Below are 19,373 nucleotides of genomic sequence, written 5' to 3'. Positions count from 1 at the left end.
GATGAAGACCAAGGCCGTGCTGGTGGCTGCCCCGGCCTCGGGCCAGGGCAAGACCACCGTGGCCTGCGCGCTGGCGCGGCGCTTTGCCCGCGCCGGCCAGCGTGTGCGCGCCTTCAAGTGCGGGCCCGACTTTCTCGACCCCACCTGGCTGGCGCTGGCCAGCGCGGCGCCGGTGGATTCGCTGGACCTGTGGATCAATGGCGAGGCCGACTGTGCCCAACGCCTGAACGACGCGGCACAAGCGGCCGACCTGGTGGTGGTCGAAGGCGTGATGGGCCTGTACGACGGCCAGCCCAGCGCCGCCGACCTGGCGCGCCGCTTCGGCCTGCCGGTGCTGGCGGTGGTGGATGCCGGCGCCATGGCGGGCACCTTCGGAGCCATCGTGCATGGCCTGCGGCACTGGCCGGGGCCCGGGCGTGATGCCCAGGCGGCGCCGGCGCCGCTGCCATGGGCCGGTGTGCTGGCCAACCGCGTGGGCAGCGCCCGCCACGCGGCCATGCTGGCCGAGGCACTGGCCCCGGCCGATGCCTGGCGCGGCGCGCTGCCGCGCGATGCGGCGCTGGCCCTGCCCGAGCGCCACCTGGGCCTGGCCGCGGCGGCCGAGCTGCCCGATGCGCTGGCGCGGCTGGATGCCGCGGCCGATGCACTGGCCCGCACGGCACTGGCCACGCTGGAATCCCTGCCCGACTGGCCGGGCCCCGGCAGCGTGGCCGCGCCGGCCGCGCCGCCGCGCCTGCTGGCCGGGCGGCGCATCGCGATCGCGCGCGACGCCGCGTTTGCGTTCATCTACCCGGCCAACCTGCAGGTGCTGCAGGCGCTGGGTGCCGAGCTGAGCTTCTTCTCGCCGCTGGCCGGCCAGGCCCTGCCACCCTGCGATGCGCTGTGGCTGCCAGGCGGCTACCCCGAGCTGCATGCCGCGCGCCTGGCCGCCAACGATGCGCTGCGCGACCAGGTGGCCGCGCACCTGGCGCTGGGCCGGCCGCTGTGGGCCGAGTGCGGCGGCATGATGGCCCTGGCCGAGACCCTGGTCGATGGCCAGGGCGTGGCCCACCGCCTGTGGGATCTGCTGCCCGGCACGGCCACGCTGGGCCGGCGCATTGCCGCGCTGGGGCCGCAGGCGCTGCAGATCGGCGGCCGGCAACTGCGTGGCCACAGTTTTCACTGGTCGAGCTTCGAGTCGCCGTTGCGACCCTGGGCGCATACCGTTCCCGCCCGTGTGGCGGTGGGCCGCGATGCCGGCGGTGGTGGTGGCGGTGGTGGTGGCGGTGGCGAGCCGGTGTACCAGCAGGGCAGCCTGCGTGCCAGCTGGTTCCACCCGTGGTTTGCATCGGCGCCCGAGGCGGCGGCGCAGCTGTTTCTGCCCGGGGTGCTGGCATGACGGTGGCCGGGCTTCACGGTGTGGCGCGGGCCGTGCCGCACGAGCTGATCCTGGGCGGCGCGCGCAGCGGCAAGTCGCGCCGCGCCGAGCTGTGCGCGCGGGCCTGGCTGGCGCAATCGGCACAGCACCAGGCGCTGCTGCTGGCCACCGCCTGGGCGGGTGATGCCGAGATGGCCGCCCGCATTGCGCGCCACCAGGCCGACCGCGCCGAGCGCGTGCCGGCACTGGCCACGCTGGCGGTGCCGCGTGGCCTGCCGCAGGCGCTGGCCGCGCACAGCGCGCCGCAGCGCCTGCTGGTGGTCGACTGCCTGACCCTGTGGCTCAGCCAGTGCCTGATGCCGCCACCGGGCGAGCCGCCGCAGGATCTGGCCGCCGAACACGCCGCCTTGCTGGGCGCGCTGGCCGCGGCGCCCGGGCCGGTGGTGCTGGTGTCCAATGAAATCGGCCAGGGCGTGATGCCGCTGCAGCGCGCGGTGCGCGAGGTGGTGGACGCGCTGGGTGCGCTGCACCAGGCCGTGGCCGCGCTGTGCCCGCGCGTGACGCTGATGGTGGCCGGCCTGCCGCTCACCGTGAAAAACGAGGAGACCGCGCCATGGTGATGTCCAACCGCTGGCTGCGCCGCAGCCTGCTGCTGGCCGCGCTGGCCCTGCCGGGGCTGGGCCCGCTGGCGGCCAGTGCGGCGCCGCTGGAGATCCGCGACGACCGCGGCACGGTGCACCGCCTGGCCACGCCACCGCAGCGCATCGTCACCTTGCTGCCCTCGCTGACCGAGAGCGTGTGGGCCCTGGGCGGCGGCGCGCGCCTGGTGGGCGTGGACCGTTACAGCAACTGGCCCGAGGCCATTGCCAGGCTGCCGCGCCTGGGCGGGCTGGACGATGTGCAGATCGAGGCCATTGCCGCGCTGCGGCCCGATGTGGTGCTGGCCAGCACCTCGGCGCGCTCGCTCGACCGGCTGGAGGCCCTGGGCTTCACGGTCGTGCGGCTCAAGAGCGAGACCCAGGCCGATGTGCGCCGCAGCCTGGGCCTGCTGGCCCGCCTGCTGGGCACGCCGGCCGAGGGCGAGCGGGTGTGGGCCACGATCGATGCACGCATCGTGGCCGCCGCGCAGCGTGTGCCCGCGGCGCAGCGCGGCCAGCGGGTGTATTTCGAGATTGGCGGCGGGCCGTGGGCGGCCGGCACCAGCTCGTTCATGGGCGAGCTGCTGGCGCGGCTGGGCCTGGGCAACATCGTGCCGCCGGCGATGGGGCCGTTTCCCAAGCTCAACCCCGAGTACGTGCTGCGCGAGCGGCCCGACATCGTGATGGGGCCCCGCCGCGAGGCCGACGACATGGCCTCGCGCCCCGGCTGGGCCAGCCTGGCGGCGCTGCAGCAGCGCCAGCGCTGCGCCTTCGAGACGCCGCAGTACGAGCTGCTGATCCGCCCCGGCCCGCGCATGGGCGAGGCCGCCGAGGTGCTGGCCGATTGCCTGCAGGCGCTGCCGCCGCGGCGCGGGGGCGCGCGGCCATGAGCCTGAGCCTGGCCGCCCCGGTGGCGCTGGCGCCGCGCCACGGTGCCGCGGCGCTGCGCCGCCGCCTGGTGCTGGTGCTGGCCGGGCTGGTGGCGCTGGGCCTGCTGGCCGGCCTGGTGACCGGCAGCCAGGGCTTTGCGCCGCTGGCCACCTGGGCCGAGGCGCAGGCCTGGTGGCGGGCCGATGGCTCGCCGCTGGCCGACCAGGCGGCCCTGATCCTGGGCCAGATCCGCGCGCCGCGCACGCTGGGCGCGGCCCTGGTGGGCGCGCTGCTGGGCCTGGCCGGTGCGCTGGCGCAGGGCCTGTTCCGCAACCCGCTGGCCGATCCCTACCTGCTGGGCTCGGCCGCCGGGGCCGGCCTGGCGGTGGTGCTGGTACTGGCCGCGGCCACGCTGGCCGGCAGCGCCATCAGCCTGGCCACCGCGGCCTGGCTCGAGCGCGTGGGCCTGGTGGCCGCGGCCTTCATCGGGGCCTGGCTGGGCATCGGTCTGACGCTGCTGCTGGCGCGCGGCGCCGAACAATCGCTGCGCCTGCTGCTGGCCGGCGTGGTGCTGGGCGTGCTGCTGGGCGCGGTGAGCGACCTGATCACCACCATGGCGCCCGATGCGCTGCGCGGCAAGCAGGCCTTCATGCTGGGCAGCACCAGCTTCGTGGGCTGGCAGGGCTGCACGCTGATGGCGCTGGGCCTGGCCGCGCTGCTGGCCCTGGCCACCGCCCGCGCCCGCGTGCTGGACGCCCTGACCCTGGGCGAGGACAGCGCCCGCAGCCTGGGCCTGGCGCTGGGCCGCGAGCGCCTGTGGCTGGTGCTGGCGCTGGCCGGTGCCACCGGGCTGGCGGTGTCGCAGGTGGGCCTGGTGTCCTTTGTGGGCCTGGTGGCACCGCACCTGGTGCGCCGCCATGCGCCGGGCGCCCATGCCTGGCTGCTGGGCGCCAGCGCCCTGATGGGGGCGGTGCTGCTGCTCACCGCCGATGTGCTGTCGCGCGCACTGATCGCGCCGCAGGAGCTGCCGGTGGGCGTGCTCACCGCGGTGATTGGCGGCGTCTACCTGTTCGTGCTGCTGCGGCGGCGCGCGGCCTTGCCATGAGTTGGTTGCGCTGTTCTCCGGTGCGATTCGTGCGGCGCATGGCGCGCAGGGGTGCGCAGTGAGCCTCGAGCTGCAAACCCAGGGCCTGGGCCTGGTGCTGGGCGGCCGGCCGGTGCTGCAGGACCTGAGCCTGCGCATCGGCCGCGGCTGGACGGCCATCGTCGGCCCCAACGGCGCGGGCAAGAGCTCGCTGCTGCGCGCGCTGGCCGGCCTGTTGGCACCGGCCCAGGGCCAGGTGCTGTGCGATGGCCGGCCGCTGGCCGACTGGCCACCGCGCGAGCGTGCGCGCCGCATCGCCTGGCTGGCGCAGACTGGCCCGGCCGGCGAGGCCGGCGGCGATCTCGATGTGGCCGAGACCGTGGCGCTGGGCCGCATTGCCCGCCGCGGCCTGGCCGGCCCGCGCAGCACGGCCGAACTGGCCGAAGACCAGGCCGCCATCGCCCGCGCGATGGCGCTGACCGAATGCAGCGCCTGGGCCGCGCGGCCGCTGCAGGCGCTGTCGGGCGGCGAGCGCCAGCGTGTGCTGCTGGCGCGCGTGCTGGCCACCGACGCGCCGCTGCTGCTGCTCGACGAACCCACCACCCACCTCGACGCCCCGCACCAGGTGGCGCTGGCGCGGCTGTTTCGCCGCCTGGCGCCCGACCACGGCGTGGTGACCGTGCTGCACGATCTGCCGATCGCGCTGCATGCCGACCGCGTGCTGCTGCTGGCCGGTGGCCGGCTGATGGCCGATGGCCCGCCCACCGATGCGCAGCTGCACCGCAGCCTGGAGCAGGTGTTCGAGCAGGCGGTGTCGGTGCGCCTGGTTGACGGCCGGCCCCAGGTGGCGCTGTCACTCGACACGGCCTGAGGCCACGCGCCCGCGGCCGGCTCACTCCCCCCATTCCAACCCACGCAGGAGAACCCGATGCACATCGAACCCGGACTGGTTGACCCCGGCAAGCTCTGGCTGAGCCTGGCCACCGGCAGCGCCGCGCTGGCCGGCGCGGCCACGCTGATGTGGCAGACCGTGCAGCGCGAGGGCCTGGCCGGCCCGCTGCTGCGCACGTTGCTGGGCACGGCGGCCGTGCTGGCCTTCTTCGAGCTGCTGTGGCACCAGCCGGTGGGCGTGTCGGAGCTGCACCTGATCATGGGCAGCAGCCTGCTGCTGCTGCTGGGCGCGGCGCCGGCCGCGCTGGGCCTGGCGCTGGGCCTGCTGCTCCAGGGCCTGCTGTTTGCGCCGGCCGATCTGCCGCAGTACGGCATGAACGTCACCACGCTGCTGCTGCCGCTGCTGGCCACGGCCGCGCTGGCACGCCGCATCATCCCGGCCGGCACGGCCTATGTGGACATCGGCTATGGCCAGGCGCTGCGCCTGTCGCTGGCCTTCCAGGGCGGCATCGTCGCCTGGGTGGGCTTCTGGGCCTTGTATGGCGGCGGTCTGGGGGCCGAGAACCTGGCGCAGATCGGCCGCTTCGGCGCTGCCTACCTGGGCGTGGCGCTGCTGGAGCCGCTGGTGGATCTGGGCCTGCTGGCCCTGGCGCGCACGGCGCAGCGCCTGCCGCACGCGGGCCTGCTCGAGCCGCGCGTCTACCGCGCATCCTGAGCGTCCAGATCCGCCCGGAGAACCCCGACATGCAGATCGAGACGCCACCGCTGCTGCGCGACACGCCCAAGGCCCAGGGCCAGCGGCGCGGCCTGGTGATCGTGCACACCGGCAACGGCAAGGGCAAGAGCACGGCGGCCTTCGGCCTGGCCTTGCGCGCCCATGGCCGCGGCAAGGCGGTGAAGGTGTACCAGTTCATGAAGGTGCCGTCGGCGCGCTTCGGCGAGCACCGGCTGTTCGAGCAGCTGGGCATCCCGATCGAGGGCCTGGGCGACGGCTTCAGCTGGAAGAGCCGCGATCTCGAGCACAGCGCACAGCTGGCACGCGACGGCTGGCAGCGTGCCGAGGCCAGCATCCGCGGCGGCACGCAGTTCATGGTGGTGCTGGACGAGATCATGTACCCGCTGCGCTATGGCTGGATCGCGCTGGATCAGGTGCTGGCCTGCCTGCGCGAGCGGCCGCCCCAGGTGCACGTGGTGCTCACCGGCCGCCAGGCGCCCGACGAACTGGTGGCGGCCGCCGACACCGTGACCGAGATGCTCCAGCGCAAGCACCATTTCGAGGCCGGCGTGCCGGCGCAGCGCGGCATCGAGGATTGAACGTGCTGCCCGCGCTGTCCATGCCGGCGGCCGCCCGTGCCGCCCGGCCGGCGCGCGCGCTGCCGCTGGGCCTGGCCTGGGGGCTGGTGCAGTGCCTGGCCGCCGGTGCGGTGGCCGCGGCGCCGCCGCAGCGCATCGTCACGCTGGCGCCTTCGCTCACCGAGGCGGTGTGTGCGCTCGAGCGCTGCGCTGCGCTGGTGGGCGTGGATCGCCACAGCGACTGGCCGGCCGAGGCCGCCAGCCTGCCGCGTGTGGGCGGGCTGGAAGAAGCGCACCTCGAGCAGCTGGTGGCGCTGCGGCCCGATCTGGTGCTGCTGGGTCCGCGCAGCCGGGTGGCCGATCGCCTGCAGGCGCTGGGCGTGCCGGTGCTGCTGATCGATGCCCGCACCCACGCCGATCTGCGCCGCAGCCTGCTGCGCCTGGGCGAGGCGCTGGGCCGGCCGGCGCAGGCCCAGGCGCTGGTGCAGCGCATCGACAGCGGCCTGGCCGCGGCCGCGGCGCGGGTGCCGCCGCCCTGGCGCGGCCGGCGCGTCTACCTGGAGGTGGCGCCCGGTGTGGCGGCCGGGGCCGGCAGCTTCATCGGCGAGACGCTGGCGCGCCTGGGCCTGCACAACATTGCCGCGGCCGAGCCGGGGCTGTTTCCGCGCCTGAACCCCGAGCAGGTGCTGCGCGAGCGGCCCGAGCTGCTGATCGGCCAGCGCAGCGCGCTGGCCGAGGCGGCGCAGCGCCCCGGCTGGGCCGGCATGGGTGCGCTGCGCGACGGCCGGCTGTGCCTGCTGGACGAACGCCGCATGGATTTGCTGTCGCGCCCCGGCCCGCGCCTGGCCGAGGCCGCCCACATGCTGGTTGACTGCCTGCTGGCCCTGCCCAACCCGAACTGAAGCCGGCGCCTGCACCGCCCATCCACGCGCCGCGGCGCCAACCTGTCCACGCCACCATGCTGCACAAGATTCCCGCCACCATCGTCACCGGCTTTCTCGGCGCCGGCAAAACCACGCTGCTGCGCCATCTGCTCACGCACGCCGAGGGTCGGCGCATCGCGGTCATCGTCAACGAGTTCGGTGCGCTGGGCATCGACGGTGAACTGCTGCGCGGCTGCGGCATCGGCTGCGACGAACAAGGCCAGCCCGACGGGCGCCTGATCGAGCTGGCCAACGGCTGCCTGTGCTGCACCGTGCAGGAGGAGTTCGCGCCGGTGATGGCGCAACTGGCCGAGCGCCGCGGCGAGATTGATCACCTGGTGATCGAGACCAGCGGCCTGGCCCTGCCCAAGCCGCTGGTGCAGGCCTTTCAATGGCCGGCGCTGCGCCACGCCTTCACGGTGGACGCGGTGATCACCGTGGTGGACGCCCCCGCCGTGGCCGAAGGCCGCTTTGCCGACGACCCGCAGGCCGTGGCCGCCCAGCGCCTGGCCGACGAGCAGCTCGACCATGAGTCGCCGCTGGCCGAACTGTTTGCCGACCAGCTGGCCGCCGCCGACCTGGTGGTGCTGAACAAGACCGATGCGCTGCCGGCCGGGGCCTTGCTGACCGTGCAGGCCCTGGTGCAGGCCGAGGCGCCGGCCGGCGTCAAGCTGCTGCAGGCCCAGCATGGGCGCCTGTCACCCAGCCTGCTGCTGGGCCTGGGCCATGCCACCGAAGACCTGATCGACCGCCGCCGTACCCACCACGACGACGAGGACGACCATGACCACGACGACTTTGACTCGGTGGTGCTGCGGCCCGAGGTCAGCGCACGCGAGCCGCTGCTGGCCGCCTTGCAGGCGCTGGTGGCGCGCCACGACATCTACCGCGTGAAGGGCTTCGTGGCCTTGCCCGGTGCGGCCATGCGCTGGGTGGTGCAGGGTGCCGGCCGGCGTTTTGACGCGCAGTTCGACCGCCCCTGGCGCGCCGACGAGCCGCGCCTCAGCCAGCTGGTGCTGATCGGCGCCGGGCTGGATGCCACGCGGCTGGCAACCGAGCTGGCGGCCGAACTGGCGGCTGCCGATGCGGCCGGCGATGCGGCCGGCGGTGCGGCCGGTGATGCCGCGGCGCACCCGGGCTCCCCCGCGGGCCAGGCGGCCAGGCCCCGGGCCTGACCGCCAGCCAGCGACCGCCGCCCGTACCCGCCACACCCGCCACACCCCGCCATGCACCTGCTCAACGCCCGGCCGGCCGGCTACGTCGACGACGACGGGCGCGGCGTGCTGCGCGTGGCGCAAACGCCGGCCGAGGTGGTGGTGCTGAGTGCCGCCGACACCACGCTGGCCCTGCTGGCCGCGGCGGTGGAGCGCCTGCCGGCCGATTACCCCAGCGTGTGCCTGGCCAACCTGATGTGGCTGCGCCAGAACGCCTCGGTCGACCTGTACCTGGACGATGTGCTGCGCCATGCCCGCGTGGTGGTGATCGACCACCTGGGCAGCCCGGCCGACTGGGCCTACCTGGTGGCCCAGGCCAGCGCGCTGGCGCGCCGCCGGGGCCAGTGGCTGGCCTTGTTCTCGGGTGACTTTGGCGAGGATGCGCAGCTGCTGCTGCGCGGCACCGCCGCCGCCGACGATGCGCGCTGGCTGTGGCGCTGCCTGCGCGATGGCGGCACAGCGCATGCCGAGGCCTTCTTTGCGCTCATCGGCCAGGCCGCCTTCGGCCGTGGGCCGCGACCCGAGCTGCCGCCGCCGCTGCCGCCGGCGCTGCGCTACTGGCCGGCAGGGCAGGCGCAGGCCGTGCCGGCAGCCGGGCCACCGGGTGCGCCGGTGGCCTTGCTGGTGTTCTACCGCGCGCACCTGCAGGCCGGCAACACCGCCGCGTTCGATGTGCTGCTGCAGGCCTTGCAGGCCGCCGGGCTGGCCGTGCTGGCACTGGCCGTGGACAGCCTGAAGAACCCCGCCAGCCTGGCCACGCTGCGTGCGCTGGCCGCCACGCAGCGCGTGGACATCGTGCTCAATGCCACCGCCTTTGCGCTGGCCACGCCGGGTGGCGCGGCGGCCGAGGCGCTGGCCGGTGACGCGCCGGTGCTGCAGCTGGTGGTGGCCGGCTGCGAGCTGGCGCAGTGGCAGGACGATGCGCACGGCCTGCAGCCGCGCGACCTGGCCATGCAGATGGTGCTGCCCGAGGTGGACGGGCGCATCGCCACGCGGGCCATCAGCTTCAAGGCCGCGGTGGCGCACTGCGCGCGTGCGCAGATCGATCTGGTGCGCTACGAGCCGCAGCCCGAGCGCATTGCGTGGGTGGCCGAGCTGGCGCGGCGCTGGTGCGTGCTGCGCCGCCGCCCGCCGGCGCAGCGGCGCCTGGCCCTGGTGCTGGCCAACTACCCCAACGACGACGCGCGCCTGGCCAACGGCGTGGGCCTGGACACGCCGGCGGCCACGCTGGCCATCCTGCAGGCGCTGCAGCAGGCCGGTTATGCCACCGGCGCCTTGCCGGCCGACAGCCAGGCGCTGATGCAGCAGCTGTGCCAGGGCATCACCAACGACCTGCATGCCAACGATGCGCGCCCGGCCTGGCAAAGCCTGGCCCTGGCCGACTACCAGGCGGCCTTTGCCCGCCTGCCCGAGGCCAGCCGCGAGGCGGTCAACCGGCTGTGGGGCCCGCCCGAGGCCGACCCGATGCTGCGCCAGGGCCGCTTCATGATCGCGGGGCTGCGTCTGGGCCAGGTGTTCGTGGGCATCCAGCCGGCGCGCGGGCGCGACATCGACCAGCTGGTGCGCTACCACGACGCCGATCTGGTGCCGCCGCATGCCTACCTGGCCTTCTACCTGTGGCTGCGCCAGGGCTTCGCGGTGGATGCGCTGGTGCATGTGGGCAAACACGGCAACCTCGAATGGCTGCCGGGCAAGAGCGTGGCGCTGGGCCCGGCCTGCTGGCCCGACATCGTGCTGGGGCCCTTGCCGCACCTGTACCCGTTCATCGTCAACGATCCGGGCGAGGGCTGCCAGGCCAAGCGCCGCAGCCAGGCGGTGATCATCGACCACCTGATGCCGGCGCTGACCCGCGCCGAGAGCTATGGCCCGCTGCTGCAGCTCGAGCGCAGCATGGACGAGTATTGCGAGGCCTTGTCGCTCGACCCCCGCCGCGCGCAGCGCCTGCGCGGCCAGCTGCTGGACCAGGTGCTGCACAACGGCCTGCACCGCGAGCTGGGCTTCGAGGCGCCGGCCGACGAGGCCGCGCGCGCGGCGCTGCTCAGCCGCCTGGACGCCTACCTGTGCGAGATCAAGGAGAACCAGATCCGCGACGGCCTGCACATCTTCGGCCAGTCGCCGCAGGGCCGCCAGCGCCTGGACACGCTGCGCGCCCTGGCACGCTTTGACCGCGGCAGCGGGCCGGGCGCACGCAGCCTGCTGCGCGCGCTGGCCGACGATCTGGGCGTGCTCGGCGTGCAGGGCTTCGATCCGCTGGCGCCCGACTGGGCCACGCCCTGGCAGGGTCCGCGGCCGGCCGCCTTGCTGGCGCTGGACGACGCGCCCTGGCGCCACTGCGGCCACCTGCGCGAGCGGCTCGAGCTGCTGGCCGCGCAGCTCATCGAGCGCCATGTCGGCACGCCGGGCGGTGGGCCGGCCACGGCACCCGATGCCGCGGCCTGGCCGGCCAGCGCAGCGGTGCTGCAGGCCTTGCACGACACGCTGGCGCCCACGCTCGACGCCTGCGGCGCACAAGAGCTGACGCAACTGCTGGCCGGGCTGGACGGCCGCTTCGTGCCGCCCGGGCCCAGCGGGGCGCCGTCGCGCGGGCGGCCCGACGTGCTGCCCACGGGCCGCAACTTCTACGCCGTGGACACGCGCGCCGTGCCCACGCCCACCGCCTGGGCCATGGGCCTGGCCGCGGCGCAGCGCCTGATCGAGGGCCATCTGCAGGACCACGGCCGTCCGCCCGCCTGCGTGGGCCTGTCGGTGTGGGGCACCAGCACCATGCGCACCGGCGGCGAAGACCTGGCCCAGGCCCTGGCCCTGCTGGGCGTGCGCCCGCGCTGGGCCGAGGGCAGCGGCCGCGTGGTGGATGTCGAGCTGCTGCCGGTGGCCGTGCTGGGCCGGGCGCGGGTGGATGTCACGCTGCGCATCTCGGGCTTCTTCCGCGATGCCTTTCCCAATCTGGTGGATCTGTTCGATGCCGCGGTGCGTGCGGTGGTGGCGGTGAGCGAGGCCGACGAGGGCGACCACGACAACCCGGTGCGCGCGCGGGTGCGGGCCGAGGCCGCCGCCGGGCAGGCGGCCGGCATGGACGCCGACCAGGCGCTGCGCCAGGCGCAGTGGCGCGTGTTCGGGCCGCGCCTGGGCGGCTATGGCGCCGGCCTGCAGGAGCTGATCGCCAGCCGGCGCTGGCAAGGCCAGGGCGATCTGGCGCAGGCCTGGCTGCGCGCCGGCGCCTACGCCTACGGGCTGGACGGCCACGGCCTGGGCGCCGCGCCGGCGCTGGCCCAGCGCATGGCCGGCCTGGACACCGTGCTGCACAACCAGGACAACCGCGAGCACGACATCCTCGACTCGGACGACTACTACCAGTTCCAGGGCGGCATGGCCGCTGCGGTGGCGCAGCTCTCGGGCCGTGCGCCCGCGCTTTATCACGGCGACATGAGCACCCCCGGTGCGCCGCGCGTGCGCCCGCTGCGCGAGGAGATCGCCCGCGTGCTGCGCGCCCGCGCCGTCAACCCCAAGTGGCTGGCGGGTGTGCGCCGCCATGGCTACAAGGGCGCTTTCGAGATCGCGGCCACGGTCGACTACCTGTTCGCCTTCTCGGCCACCACCGGCCTGGTGGACGACCACCAGTACGCGCTGCTGGCCGAGGCCTATGTGTACGAGGACGAGACGCGCCAATTCCTCACACGCCACAACCCGCTGGCCCTGCGCAGCGTGGGCGAGCGCCTGCTCGAGGCCATGCAGCGCGGCCTGTGGCGCGAACCTGGCACGCACCGTGAGCGGCTGCGCGCGCATCTGCAGGCGCTGGAGAACACCCTGGAGGCTTCTTGAACCACGACACCGCCCCGGCCGCGGGCTATCCGTTCACCGCCCTGGTGGGCCAGGCCGCGCTGCAGCAGGCGCTGCTGCTGGCGGCGGTGGATCCGGCCATTGGCGGCGTGCTGATCAGCGGGCCGCGCGGCACCGCCAAGAGCACCGCCGCGCGCGCGCTGGCGCCGCTGCTGCCCGGGCCCGCGCCGGGGCGGGCGGCGCCCTTTGTCGAGCTGCCGCTGGCCGCCACGCTGGAGCAGCTGGTGGGCACGCTGGATGTCGACGAGGCCCTGCGCGAGAACCGGCTGCGCTTTCGCCCCGGTCTGCTGGCGCGTGCCGATGGCGGCGTGCTGTACGTCGACGAGGTCAACCTGCTGCCCGATGCGCTGGTGGACGCGCTGCTCGACGCCGCCGCCAGCGGCGTGCACACGGTCGAGCGCGACGGGCTGTCGCAGCGCCATGCCTCGCGCCTGGTGCTGGTGGGCACGATGAACCCCGAGGAAGGCGCGTTGCGCCCGCAACTGCTCGACCGGTTTGGCCTGGCGGTGCACCTGGCCAACCCGGCGGACGCGGCGGCGCGCCTGGCCATCGTGCAGGCCCGCCTGAGCTACGAGGCCGACCCGGCGGCTGCCCAGGCGCAGCACGCCGCCGCCCAGCACCAGCTGGCCAGCGCCGTGGCAGCGGCACGCCAGCGCCTGCCCACGCTGGCCTGGCCGGCCGAGGTGCTGCAGCACGCCACCCGGCTGGCCCATGCGGCGCAGGTGGATGGTCTGCGCGCCGATCTGGTGATGCTGCGTGCCGCCCGCGCACGGGCCGCGTTGCAGCAGTGCGCCAGCGTGAGCGTGCAGGACGTGGACGCCGTGGCCGCCCTGGCCCTGGCGCACCGGCGTGGCGAGGGCGCGGCGCCGCTGCCCGCCAGCGCGCCACCGGCAGCCGGCGCGCACCCGCCAGGCGCTGCGGGCTCGCCAGGCCCCGCGTCGGCGGCGACATCAGGTGCAGCGCCATCGCCGGCACCCGGTGCAGCGGCGGGCTCAGCGGCGGCATCAGCAGCGGCTGGATCTGCGGCTGGATCAGCCGCCGCATCGGCACCGGCATCCGCCGCCGCGTCGGGCGCGGTCCAGGGCAGGCCGCCGCAAGCGTGGCCCGGCGCGGCGGGCGTGGCCTCCAGCGACGCCCATTGGGGCGCCATGCCGCCGCGCGCCACCGGCCTGGCCGATCCGGGCCCGCTGGGCCGTCTGCTGGCCGCGGGCACCGCCGGCCCAAAAGCATGAGCCACCGCCGTGCCGATCCGGGCCAGGGGTCCGGGCCGTTGGCGCGGCGGTGGCCGGCCCCCCTGGCCTTGCCCGGCCCCGGCGCGCCGCCGCCTGCCCGGTGGCCAAGCGGCAGCGGGCAGGGCGCCCTGGCGGGCATCGATTGGCCGGCCACGCTGTATGCCAAGGGCCAGGCCCGGCTGCAGCCCGCGCACTGGCGCTGGCGCCGCACGCCACCGAGGCCGCCCCGGCTGCAGCTGATCTTGCTGGACTGCTCGGGCTCGATGCACCGCCAAGGCCGTCTGGCCCTGGCCAAGGGCTGGGTGTTGCGGCTGATGGCCCAGGCCACGCGCCGTGGCGATCGGCTGGCGCTGATCCGTTTTGGCGGGCAGGGCGCCGAGTGCCTGCTGGCCCCCCAGGCGGCGCGCCGCGCCATGGCGGTGGCCGTGCGCCCGCTGGGTGGTGGCGGTGGCACACCGCTGGCCCAGGCGCTGCAGCTGGCTGCCACGCTGTGTGCCGGCCCGGCGCAGGTTCCCAGCCACACCTGGCTGCTGAGCGACGGCGGCGCCGATGGCCCGGCGCTGCCGCCGCGGCCCCCCGGCCGCCTGCTCAGCGTGGTGGATTTCGACGACCCCTGGGCGCCGACCGGCCAGGCCGCCGCCTGGGTGGCCCACTGGGGCGCCAGCTGGCTGCACGCCGGCGCGGCGACCGGCACTACCGGTTCCGGCGCGGCGGCGTCCGGCGCCACCGGTTCCGGCCCTGTTCCCGCTCCATTCCCTGTTGCCGCGCCATGACCTTGCCCGACACCCCGACCCCCGCCCCCACCGAACTGCTGGTCTGCACCACCTGCCGCCCGGCCGACTGGCCGCGCGAGGGCGACGCCGCCGGCCAGCTGCTGCACGAGGCCGTGCAGGTGGCGCTGATGGATCAAGCCCAGCCGGCGCTGCGCCTGCGCGGCATCGCCTGCCTGGCGGCCTGCGGGCGCGGCTGCACGGCGGCGCTGCAGGCGCGCGGCAAGCTCACCTACCTGTTCGGTGATCTGCCGCCCGATGACCAGAGCGCATCGCAGCTGCTGGCCGTGGCCGCCCAGCACCAGGCCGCGGCCGATGGCCTGCTGCCCTGGGGCCAGCGCCCCGAGCGCCTGAAGCGCGGCCTGCTGGCGCGTCTGGTGCCGCTGGACGAATGATGAGCCTGCCTGCCTCGGGATGGGCCCTGGCGGCCGCGGTGGCGCTGGCCGCGGCGCTGGACTGGCGTTTTGGCGAGCCGCGCAATGCCTGGCATCCGGTGGCCTGGCTGGGCACGGCGGCGGGCTGGCTGGGCCGGCGCCTGCCGGCGGCACCGGCGGGCCGGGCCATCGCCGCCGGCGGCCTGGCCTGGGCGCTGGTGGTGGCGGTGGCCGCGGCGCTGGCCGCGGCGCTGCAATGGGCGCTGTGGCAACTGCCGCCGTGGGCCGCCGTGCCGCTGCTGGCGCTGGCGCTCAAGCCGGCCTTTGCCTGGCGCATGCTGCACGACGAGGTGGCTGCGGTGGAGGCCGCCTTTGCGCATGGTGGCCTGACTGCCGCGCGTGCGCGGCTGGCCCGGCTGTGCAGCCGCGAGGTGCAGGCCCTCGACGCCGAGGGGGTGCGCGAGACCGCCATCGAGACGCTGGCCGAGAACCTCAACGATTCGCTGGTGGCGCCGCTGTTCTGGCTGGCCGTGGCCGGCCTGCCCGGGGCCTGGGCCTGGCGCGCGGTGAACACGCTGGACGCCATGTGGGGCTACCGCAGCCCGCGCTGGCAATGGGCCGGCCGCTGCGCGGCGCGCGCCGACGATCTGCTGGGCTGGCTGCCGGCGCGCCTGAGCGCCGCGCTGCTGTGGCTGGCCGGCGGCGCGCGCGGCATCGCGCCCGCGGCCCTGCGGCGCGAAGCCGCGCGCACGCCGTCGCCCAATGGCGGCTGGCCGATGGGCGCCATGGCGCTGCGCCTGGATGTGCGCCTGGGCAAGCCGGGTGTCTACACCCTGCACGCCGCCGGCCGCGCGCCGCAGGCCACCGACACCCGGCAGGCCCTGGCCCTGGGCCGGCGGGCCGCCGTGCTGGCCTTTGTGCTGGCCGGCCTGGTGCTGGCCGGCAGCGGCGTGCTGCTGGGCCATGGCTGGCCTGTGGGCTTGGGGCTGGCGGCCGGCAGCGGGTGGCTGCGATGAGTGCCGCAGGCCACGCGCTGGCGCCGCAGCACCGCGTTCACGGCGGCCCCGATGGCGGCCCGCCGCTGCGGGTGGATGCGTCCACCAATGTCAATCCGCTGGGCCCGGCGCCGGGGGCGCTGGCGGCCGTGCGCGCCGCGCCGCGCCAGCGTTACCCCGATCCGGCCTACGCCGCCTTGCGCGAGCGCCTGGCCGCGCACCAGGGCGTGGCGCCGGCGCGCATCGCGGTCAGCGCCGGCGGCAGCGAGGGCATCTTTCGGCTCACGCTGGCGGCGCGCCTGGCCGGCGTGCAGCAGGTGGCCGCACCGCAACCGGGTTATGCCGATTACGCCGCCGCGGCCCAGGCCGCCGGCCTGCCGCTGCGCCACTGGCACGACCGCGCCAGCCTGCTGGCCCTGGCCGGTGCCGAGGCCGGCACGCTGCTGTGGGTCAATGATCCGGCCAACCCGGGCGGCGCGGTCTTCGAGGCCGAGGCCTGGCAGACCCTGCAGCAGGCGCTGCGCCCCGGGCACTGGCTGGCCCTCGACCTGGCCTATGCCGCGCTGCGCCTGGGCCCGCCCGCCGAGCCCGTGGCACTGCCCGCCGCCCTGGCCGCGCAGGCCTGGCAGGTGCACACGCCCAACAAGGCCCTGGGACTGCCCGGCGTGCGCGCCGGCTGGCTGCAGGCGCCGGCCGAGGCCCTGCCGGGTGGCGGCCTGGCCGGCGCCTGGGCCCAGGTGCAGGCGCTGGCGCCCAGCTGGGTGCTGTCGGCCGAGGGCGAGGCGCTGCTGGGCGCCTGGTGCGAGCCGGCCACCCAGGCCTGGCTGGCCGGCTGCCGGCCCACGCTGGCCGCCTGGCGCGCCGCGCTGGTGGCGGCACTGCAGGCTCGCGGCTGGGCACTGGCGCCCGGCACGGCGCCCTTTGTGCTGGGCCGCCCGCCCGGCACGGCCGAGGCCGTGATGGCCGGCCTGCGCCAGCTGCGCCAGCGCGGCCTGGCGCTGCGCTGCTGCCAGTCGTTCGGACTGCCCGGCTGGGTGCGCGTGGGCCTGCGCCCGCCCGCCGAGCAGGCGCTGTGGCTGGCGGCCTGGGATGCCGAGGCGGCCGCTGCCGCCGCGCCGCCCGGCCTGGGCGCTGACGGCCGCGCCCAGCCCGGCGCCGCGGCGCCGGCATGCACGCCGGCCGGGGCCATGCCATGAGCCGCGCCAAGGCCGTGGCCGTGCTTGGCTGCACCAGCGGCGCGGGCAAGAGCTGGATCACCACCGCGCTGTGCCGCTGGTATGCGCGGCGGGGCCTCGACGTGCGGCCGTTCAAGGCGCAGAACATGAGCAACCACGCCCGCGTGGTGGTGGCCGCCGATGGCCGCCAGGCCGAGATCGGCAGCGCCCAGTACTTCCAGGCCCTGGCCGCCGGCACCGCGCCCGAGCCGCGCCACAACCCGGTGCTGCTCAAGCCCGAGGCCGACACCCGCAGCCAGGTGGTGCTGATGGGCCAGCTGCGGCCCGATCTGGCGGCCATGCCCTGGCGCGAGCGCAGTGCGCTGCTGTGGCCCACCGCCCAGGCGGCGCTGCAATCGCTGCAGGCCGAGGCCGAGCTGCTGGTGATCGAAGGCGCCGGCTCGCCGGCCGAGATCAACCTGGCCGCGCACGACTATGTGAACACCTTCACCACCGTGCAGGCCGATGCCGCCGCGCTGCTGGTGGCCGACATCGACCGCGGCGGCGCCTTTGCCCACCTGCTGGGCACCACCGAGCTGGCGGACGCCGGCGTGCGCCAGCGCCTGCGCGGCTACCTGCTGAACAAGTTTCGTGGCGACGCGGCCTTGCTGGCGCCCGCACCCGAGTTGCTGCGCCAGCGCACCGGCCTGCCGGTGCTGGGCGTGCTGCCCCTGCTGCGCCAGCACGGCCTGCCCGAGGAGGATGCGGTGCCGCTGGGCTCACCCGCCAGCACCGGCCCGCGCGTGGTGCTGCTGTCCACGCCGCATGCCAGCAACCTGGACGAGTTCGAGCCCGTGGCCCGCGCCGGCCTGCCGCTGGTGGTGGTGCGTGATGGGCCCACGCTGCGTGCCGCGCTGGCCGCGCCCGGCGCCGTGCTGGTGCTGCCCGGCAGCAAGCACACGCGGGCCGATCTGGCCTGGGTGCGGCAGCAGGGCCTGGACGCGCCGATTGCGCAACACGTGGCCGCCGGCCAGCCGCTGCTGGCCGTGTGCGGCGCACTGCAATGGCTGGGCCGGGTGGTCGATGACCCGCTGGGCCAGGAAGGCGGCACGCCGGGGCAGGACGCCGGCCTGGGCCTGCTGCCGCTGCACACCCGCTTTGCCGCGCACAAGACGCTGCGCCAGGCGCGGCACCGCCTGGGCGCGCTGCAGGGCCCGTGGGCGGCGCTGAGCGGCCTGGCGGTGCTGGGCTACGAGATCCACCTGGGCCACAGCCAGGTCGATCGCCAGGGCGCCTTGCTCGATACCCTGCTGGATGCCGCCCCCGCTTCGCCCGGCCTGGGCTGGCAGCGGGGCCCCATCCTGGCCGTCTACCTGCACGGCCTGTTCGAGAACCCGGCCGTGCTGCAGGCCTTGTTCGGCCGCGCGCCCGAGCCGCTGGCCACGGTGTTTGACCGGCTGGCCGACACGCTGGACGAGCATGTGGGCGCCGCCACGCTGATGGGCCTGCTCGAGGCCCGTTGAACGCCCGCCGAGCATCCACTGAATGTCCACCGAATGTCCACTGACCCTGCGCTGAGCTTTCGCCGAACATCCGCCGAGCCGCTTGCCTCTCAAATGCCCGCCATGCACCCGACCCCGCCCACCGACGACCTGCCCGCCGACCTGTCCGCCGACCTGTCCACCCTGTGCGCGCGCATCCAGCCGCGCGATGCCGCGGCCCAGCCCGCATTGGCCGCGCGCCTGCGCCACCGCATCGACCACCTCACCAAGCCGCTGGGCGCACTCGGCCGGCTCGAGGCGCTGATGCTGCAGATCGGCCTGCTGCAGGGCAGCGCGCAACCCGCGCTGCACGCGCCGCAGCTGCTGGTGTTTGCGGCCGACCACGGCATCGCCGCCCAAGGCGTCTCGGCCTATCCGCAGGCGGTGACGGGCCAGATGGTGGCCAATATGCGTGGCGGCGGTGCGGCCATCAATGTGCTCGCGCGCCAGCATGGCCTGGCCTGGACCCTGGTGGATGCCGGCATCGCCAGCGCGCCGCCGGCCGGGCCCGATCTGGTGGCAGCCCGCCTGGGCGCCGGCACCGATGACGCGGCCAGCGGCCCGGCACTCGGCCGAGAGCGCGCGCTGGAGGGCCTGCGCCGCGGCGCCGCGCTGGTGGCCGCGCGCCCCGGCAATGCCGTGGTGCTGGGCGAGATGGGCATTGCCAACACCTCGGCCGCCGCGCTGCTGCTGGTGGCGCTGGCCGGCACGCCGCTCGATCAGGCCGTGGGCCGCGGCACGGGCCTGGACGACGCCGGCCTGGCGCACAAGCGCGCCGTGCTGCAGCGCGCGCTGGACCGCGTGGGCATCGCGCCCGGCCGGTTCAGCCCCATCCAGGCCCTGGCCGAGTTCGGCGGCTTCGAGATCGCGATGATGGCCGGCGCCATGCTGCAGGCCGCGGCCGAGCGCCGCCTGGTGCTGGTGGATGGCTTCATCGCCGGCGCCGCGGCGCTGGTGGCGCGCGGCCTGGCGCCATCGCTCACCGACGCCTGCGTGTTCGGCCACCGCGGTGCCGAGGCCGGCCATGCCGCCATGCTGCAGGCGCTGGACGCCCAGCCGCTGCTGGATCTGGGCCTGCGCCTGGGTGAAGGCTCGGGCGCGGCGCTGGCCTGGCCGCTGGTGGCCTCGGCTGTCGAGTTGCTGGCCGGCATGGCCAGTTTCGACTCGGCGGGCGTCAGCGGCCCTGCCGAGGCCTGATCG

The 19,373-nt window shown here is 75.8% G+C and carries 16 protein-coding genes and 1 pseudogene; all 17 read left to right on the top strand.

The window, feature by feature from the left end; genetic code table 11:
- Position 1 precedes the first annotated feature (1 nt).
- The 17 genes and pseudogenes from N4G63_RS13125 (at position 2) to cobT (ending at position 19,370) form a co-directional block, all read left to right on the top strand.
- Positions 2-1,378, top strand: a complete 1,377-nt coding sequence (locus tag N4G63_RS13125; RefSeq protein WP_260785924.1) for a cobyrinic acid a,c-diamide synthase CobB — start codon at positions 2-4, stop codon at positions 1,376-1,378.
- Positions 1,375-1,977, top strand: a complete 603-nt coding sequence (locus N4G63_RS13120) for a bifunctional adenosylcobinamide kinase/adenosylcobinamide-phosphate guanylyltransferase (protein ID WP_443112055.1) — start codon at positions 1,375-1,377, stop codon at positions 1,975-1,977. The genes N4G63_RS13125 and N4G63_RS13120 overlap by 4 nt, the downstream gene beginning before the upstream one ends.
- Positions 1,971-2,885 (top strand): ABC transporter substrate-binding protein, encoded by a 915-nt coding sequence (locus N4G63_RS13115; RefSeq protein ID WP_314599792.1) that lies wholly within the window; start codon positions 1,971-1,973, stop codon positions 2,883-2,885. The genes N4G63_RS13120 and N4G63_RS13115 overlap by 7 nt, the downstream gene beginning before the upstream one ends.
- Positions 2,882-3,970, top strand: a complete 1,089-nt coding sequence (locus tag N4G63_RS13110) for a FecCD family ABC transporter permease (RefSeq protein WP_260785922.1) — start codon at positions 2,882-2,884, stop codon at positions 3,968-3,970. The genes N4G63_RS13115 and N4G63_RS13110 overlap by 4 nt, the downstream gene beginning before the upstream one ends.
- A gap of 58 nt (positions 3,971-4,028) precedes the next feature.
- The gene (locus N4G63_RS13105; RefSeq protein WP_260785921.1) at positions 4,029-4,820 is read left to right on the top strand and encodes an ABC transporter ATP-binding protein; all 792 of its coding nucleotides are present in this window, start codon (positions 4,029-4,031) and stop codon (positions 4,818-4,820) included.
- Between the two features lie 57 nt (positions 4,821-4,877).
- A complete protein-coding gene (locus tag N4G63_RS13100) occupies positions 4,878-5,555 on the top strand; it encodes an energy-coupling factor ABC transporter permease (RefSeq protein ID WP_260785920.1) in 678 nt (225 codons plus the stop codon).
- A 29-nt stretch (positions 5,556-5,584) separates the two neighbouring features.
- Positions 5,585-6,154, top strand: coding sequence for a cob(I)yrinic acid a,c-diamide adenosyltransferase (gene cobO / locus N4G63_RS13095; RefSeq protein WP_260785919.1), 570 nt, complete (start codon positions 5,585-5,587; stop codon positions 6,152-6,154).
- Positions 6,155-6,156: 2 nt separating this feature from the next.
- Positions 6,157-7,035 carry an ABC transporter substrate-binding protein gene (locus tag N4G63_RS13090; RefSeq protein WP_314599791.1) on the top strand — a complete coding sequence of 293 codons (879 nt, stop codon included), beginning with the start codon at positions 6,157-6,159 and terminating at the stop codon, positions 7,033-7,035.
- Between the two features lie 56 nt (positions 7,036-7,091).
- Positions 7,092-8,135 (top strand): annotated as a pseudogene (gene cobW / locus N4G63_RS13085) (cobalamin biosynthesis protein CobW); the annotation flags it as partial.
- A gap of 147 nt (positions 8,136-8,282) precedes the next feature.
- Positions 8,283-12,089, top strand: a complete 3,807-nt coding sequence (gene cobN / locus N4G63_RS13080) for a cobaltochelatase subunit CobN (protein ID WP_314599790.1) — start codon at positions 8,283-8,285, stop codon at positions 12,087-12,089.
- A complete protein-coding gene (locus tag N4G63_RS13075; RefSeq protein ID WP_314599789.1) occupies positions 12,086-13,339 on the top strand; it encodes a magnesium chelatase ATPase subunit I in 1,254 nt (417 codons plus the stop codon). The genes cobN and N4G63_RS13075 overlap by 4 nt, the downstream gene beginning before the upstream one ends.
- Before the next feature lie 68 nt (positions 13,340-13,407).
- Positions 13,408-14,112 (top strand): vWA domain-containing protein, encoded by a 705-nt coding sequence (locus N4G63_RS13070; RefSeq protein WP_314599788.1) that lies wholly within the window; start codon positions 13,408-13,410, stop codon positions 14,110-14,112.
- Positions 14,109-14,504: a DUF1636 family protein gene (locus N4G63_RS13065; RefSeq protein ID WP_260785914.1), complete on the top strand. Its 396-nt coding sequence runs from the start codon at positions 14,109-14,111 to the stop codon at positions 14,502-14,504. Before N4G63_RS13070 ends, N4G63_RS13065 begins: the two co-directional genes overlap by 4 nt.
- Positions 14,504-15,499 (top strand): adenosylcobinamide-phosphate synthase CbiB, encoded by a 996-nt coding sequence (gene cbiB / locus N4G63_RS13060; protein ID WP_260785913.1) that lies wholly within the window; start codon positions 14,504-14,506, stop codon positions 15,497-15,499. Before N4G63_RS13065 ends, cbiB begins: the two co-directional genes overlap by 1 nt.
- Positions 15,496-16,674 (top strand): aminotransferase class I/II-fold pyridoxal phosphate-dependent enzyme, encoded by a 1,179-nt coding sequence (locus tag N4G63_RS13055; RefSeq protein ID WP_260785912.1) that lies wholly within the window; start codon positions 15,496-15,498, stop codon positions 16,672-16,674. The genes cbiB and N4G63_RS13055 overlap by 4 nt, the downstream gene beginning before the upstream one ends.
- A complete protein-coding gene (locus tag N4G63_RS13050) occupies positions 16,671-18,155 on the top strand; it encodes a cobyric acid synthase (protein ID WP_260785911.1) in 1,485 nt (494 codons plus the stop codon). Before N4G63_RS13055 ends, N4G63_RS13050 begins: the two co-directional genes overlap by 4 nt.
- 102 nt (positions 18,156-18,257) lie before the next feature.
- A complete protein-coding gene (gene cobT / locus N4G63_RS13045) occupies positions 18,258-19,370 on the top strand; it encodes a nicotinate-nucleotide--dimethylbenzimidazole phosphoribosyltransferase (protein ID WP_314599787.1) in 1,113 nt (370 codons plus the stop codon).
- The last annotated feature ends 3 nt before the right edge of the window (positions 19,371-19,373 follow it).

Source organism: Aquabacterium sp. OR-4 (genome assembly GCF_025290835.2).
GTDB lineage: Bacteria > Pseudomonadota > Gammaproteobacteria > Burkholderiales > Burkholderiaceae_C > Pseudaquabacterium.
This window is presented reverse-complemented; position numbering and strand designations above follow the sequence as displayed.

What these genes read in the sequence shown, in the direction of transcription:
- N4G63_RS13125 (WP_260785924.1), top strand. Translation starts at nt 2, where the DNA reads ATGAAGACCAAGGCCGTGCTGGTGGCTGCCCCGGCCTCGGGCCAGGGC.
- N4G63_RS13120 (WP_443112055.1), top strand. Translation starts at nt 1,375, where the DNA reads ATGACGGTGGCCGGGCTTCACGGTGTGGCGCGGGCCGTGCCGCACGAG.
- N4G63_RS13115 (WP_314599792.1), top strand. Translation starts at nt 1,971, where the DNA reads ATGGTGATGTCCAACCGCTGGCTGCGCCGCAGCCTGCTGCTGGCCGCG.
- N4G63_RS13110 (WP_260785922.1), top strand. Translation starts at nt 2,882, where the DNA reads ATGAGCCTGAGCCTGGCCGCCCCGGTGGCGCTGGCGCCGCGCCACGGT.
- N4G63_RS13100 (WP_260785920.1), top strand. Translation starts at nt 4,878, where the DNA reads ATGCACATCGAACCCGGACTGGTTGACCCCGGCAAGCTCTGGCTGAGC.
- cobO (WP_260785919.1), top strand. Translation starts at nt 5,585, where the DNA reads ATGCAGATCGAGACGCCACCGCTGCTGCGCGACACGCCCAAGGCCCAG.
- cobN (WP_314599790.1), top strand. Translation starts at nt 8,283, where the DNA reads ATGCACCTGCTCAACGCCCGGCCGGCCGGCTACGTCGACGACGACGGG.
- N4G63_RS13065 (WP_260785914.1), top strand. Translation starts at nt 14,109, where the DNA reads ATGACCTTGCCCGACACCCCGACCCCCGCCCCCACCGAACTGCTGGTC.
- cbiB (WP_260785913.1), top strand. Translation starts at nt 14,504, where the DNA reads ATGAGCCTGCCTGCCTCGGGATGGGCCCTGGCGGCCGCGGTGGCGCTG.
- N4G63_RS13055 (WP_260785912.1), top strand. Translation starts at nt 15,496, where the DNA reads ATGAGTGCCGCAGGCCACGCGCTGGCGCCGCAGCACCGCGTTCACGGC.
- N4G63_RS13050 (WP_260785911.1), top strand. Translation starts at nt 16,671, where the DNA reads ATGAGCCGCGCCAAGGCCGTGGCCGTGCTTGGCTGCACCAGCGGCGCG.
- cobT (WP_314599787.1), top strand. Translation starts at nt 18,258, where the DNA reads ATGCACCCGACCCCGCCCACCGACGACCTGCCCGCCGACCTGTCCGCC.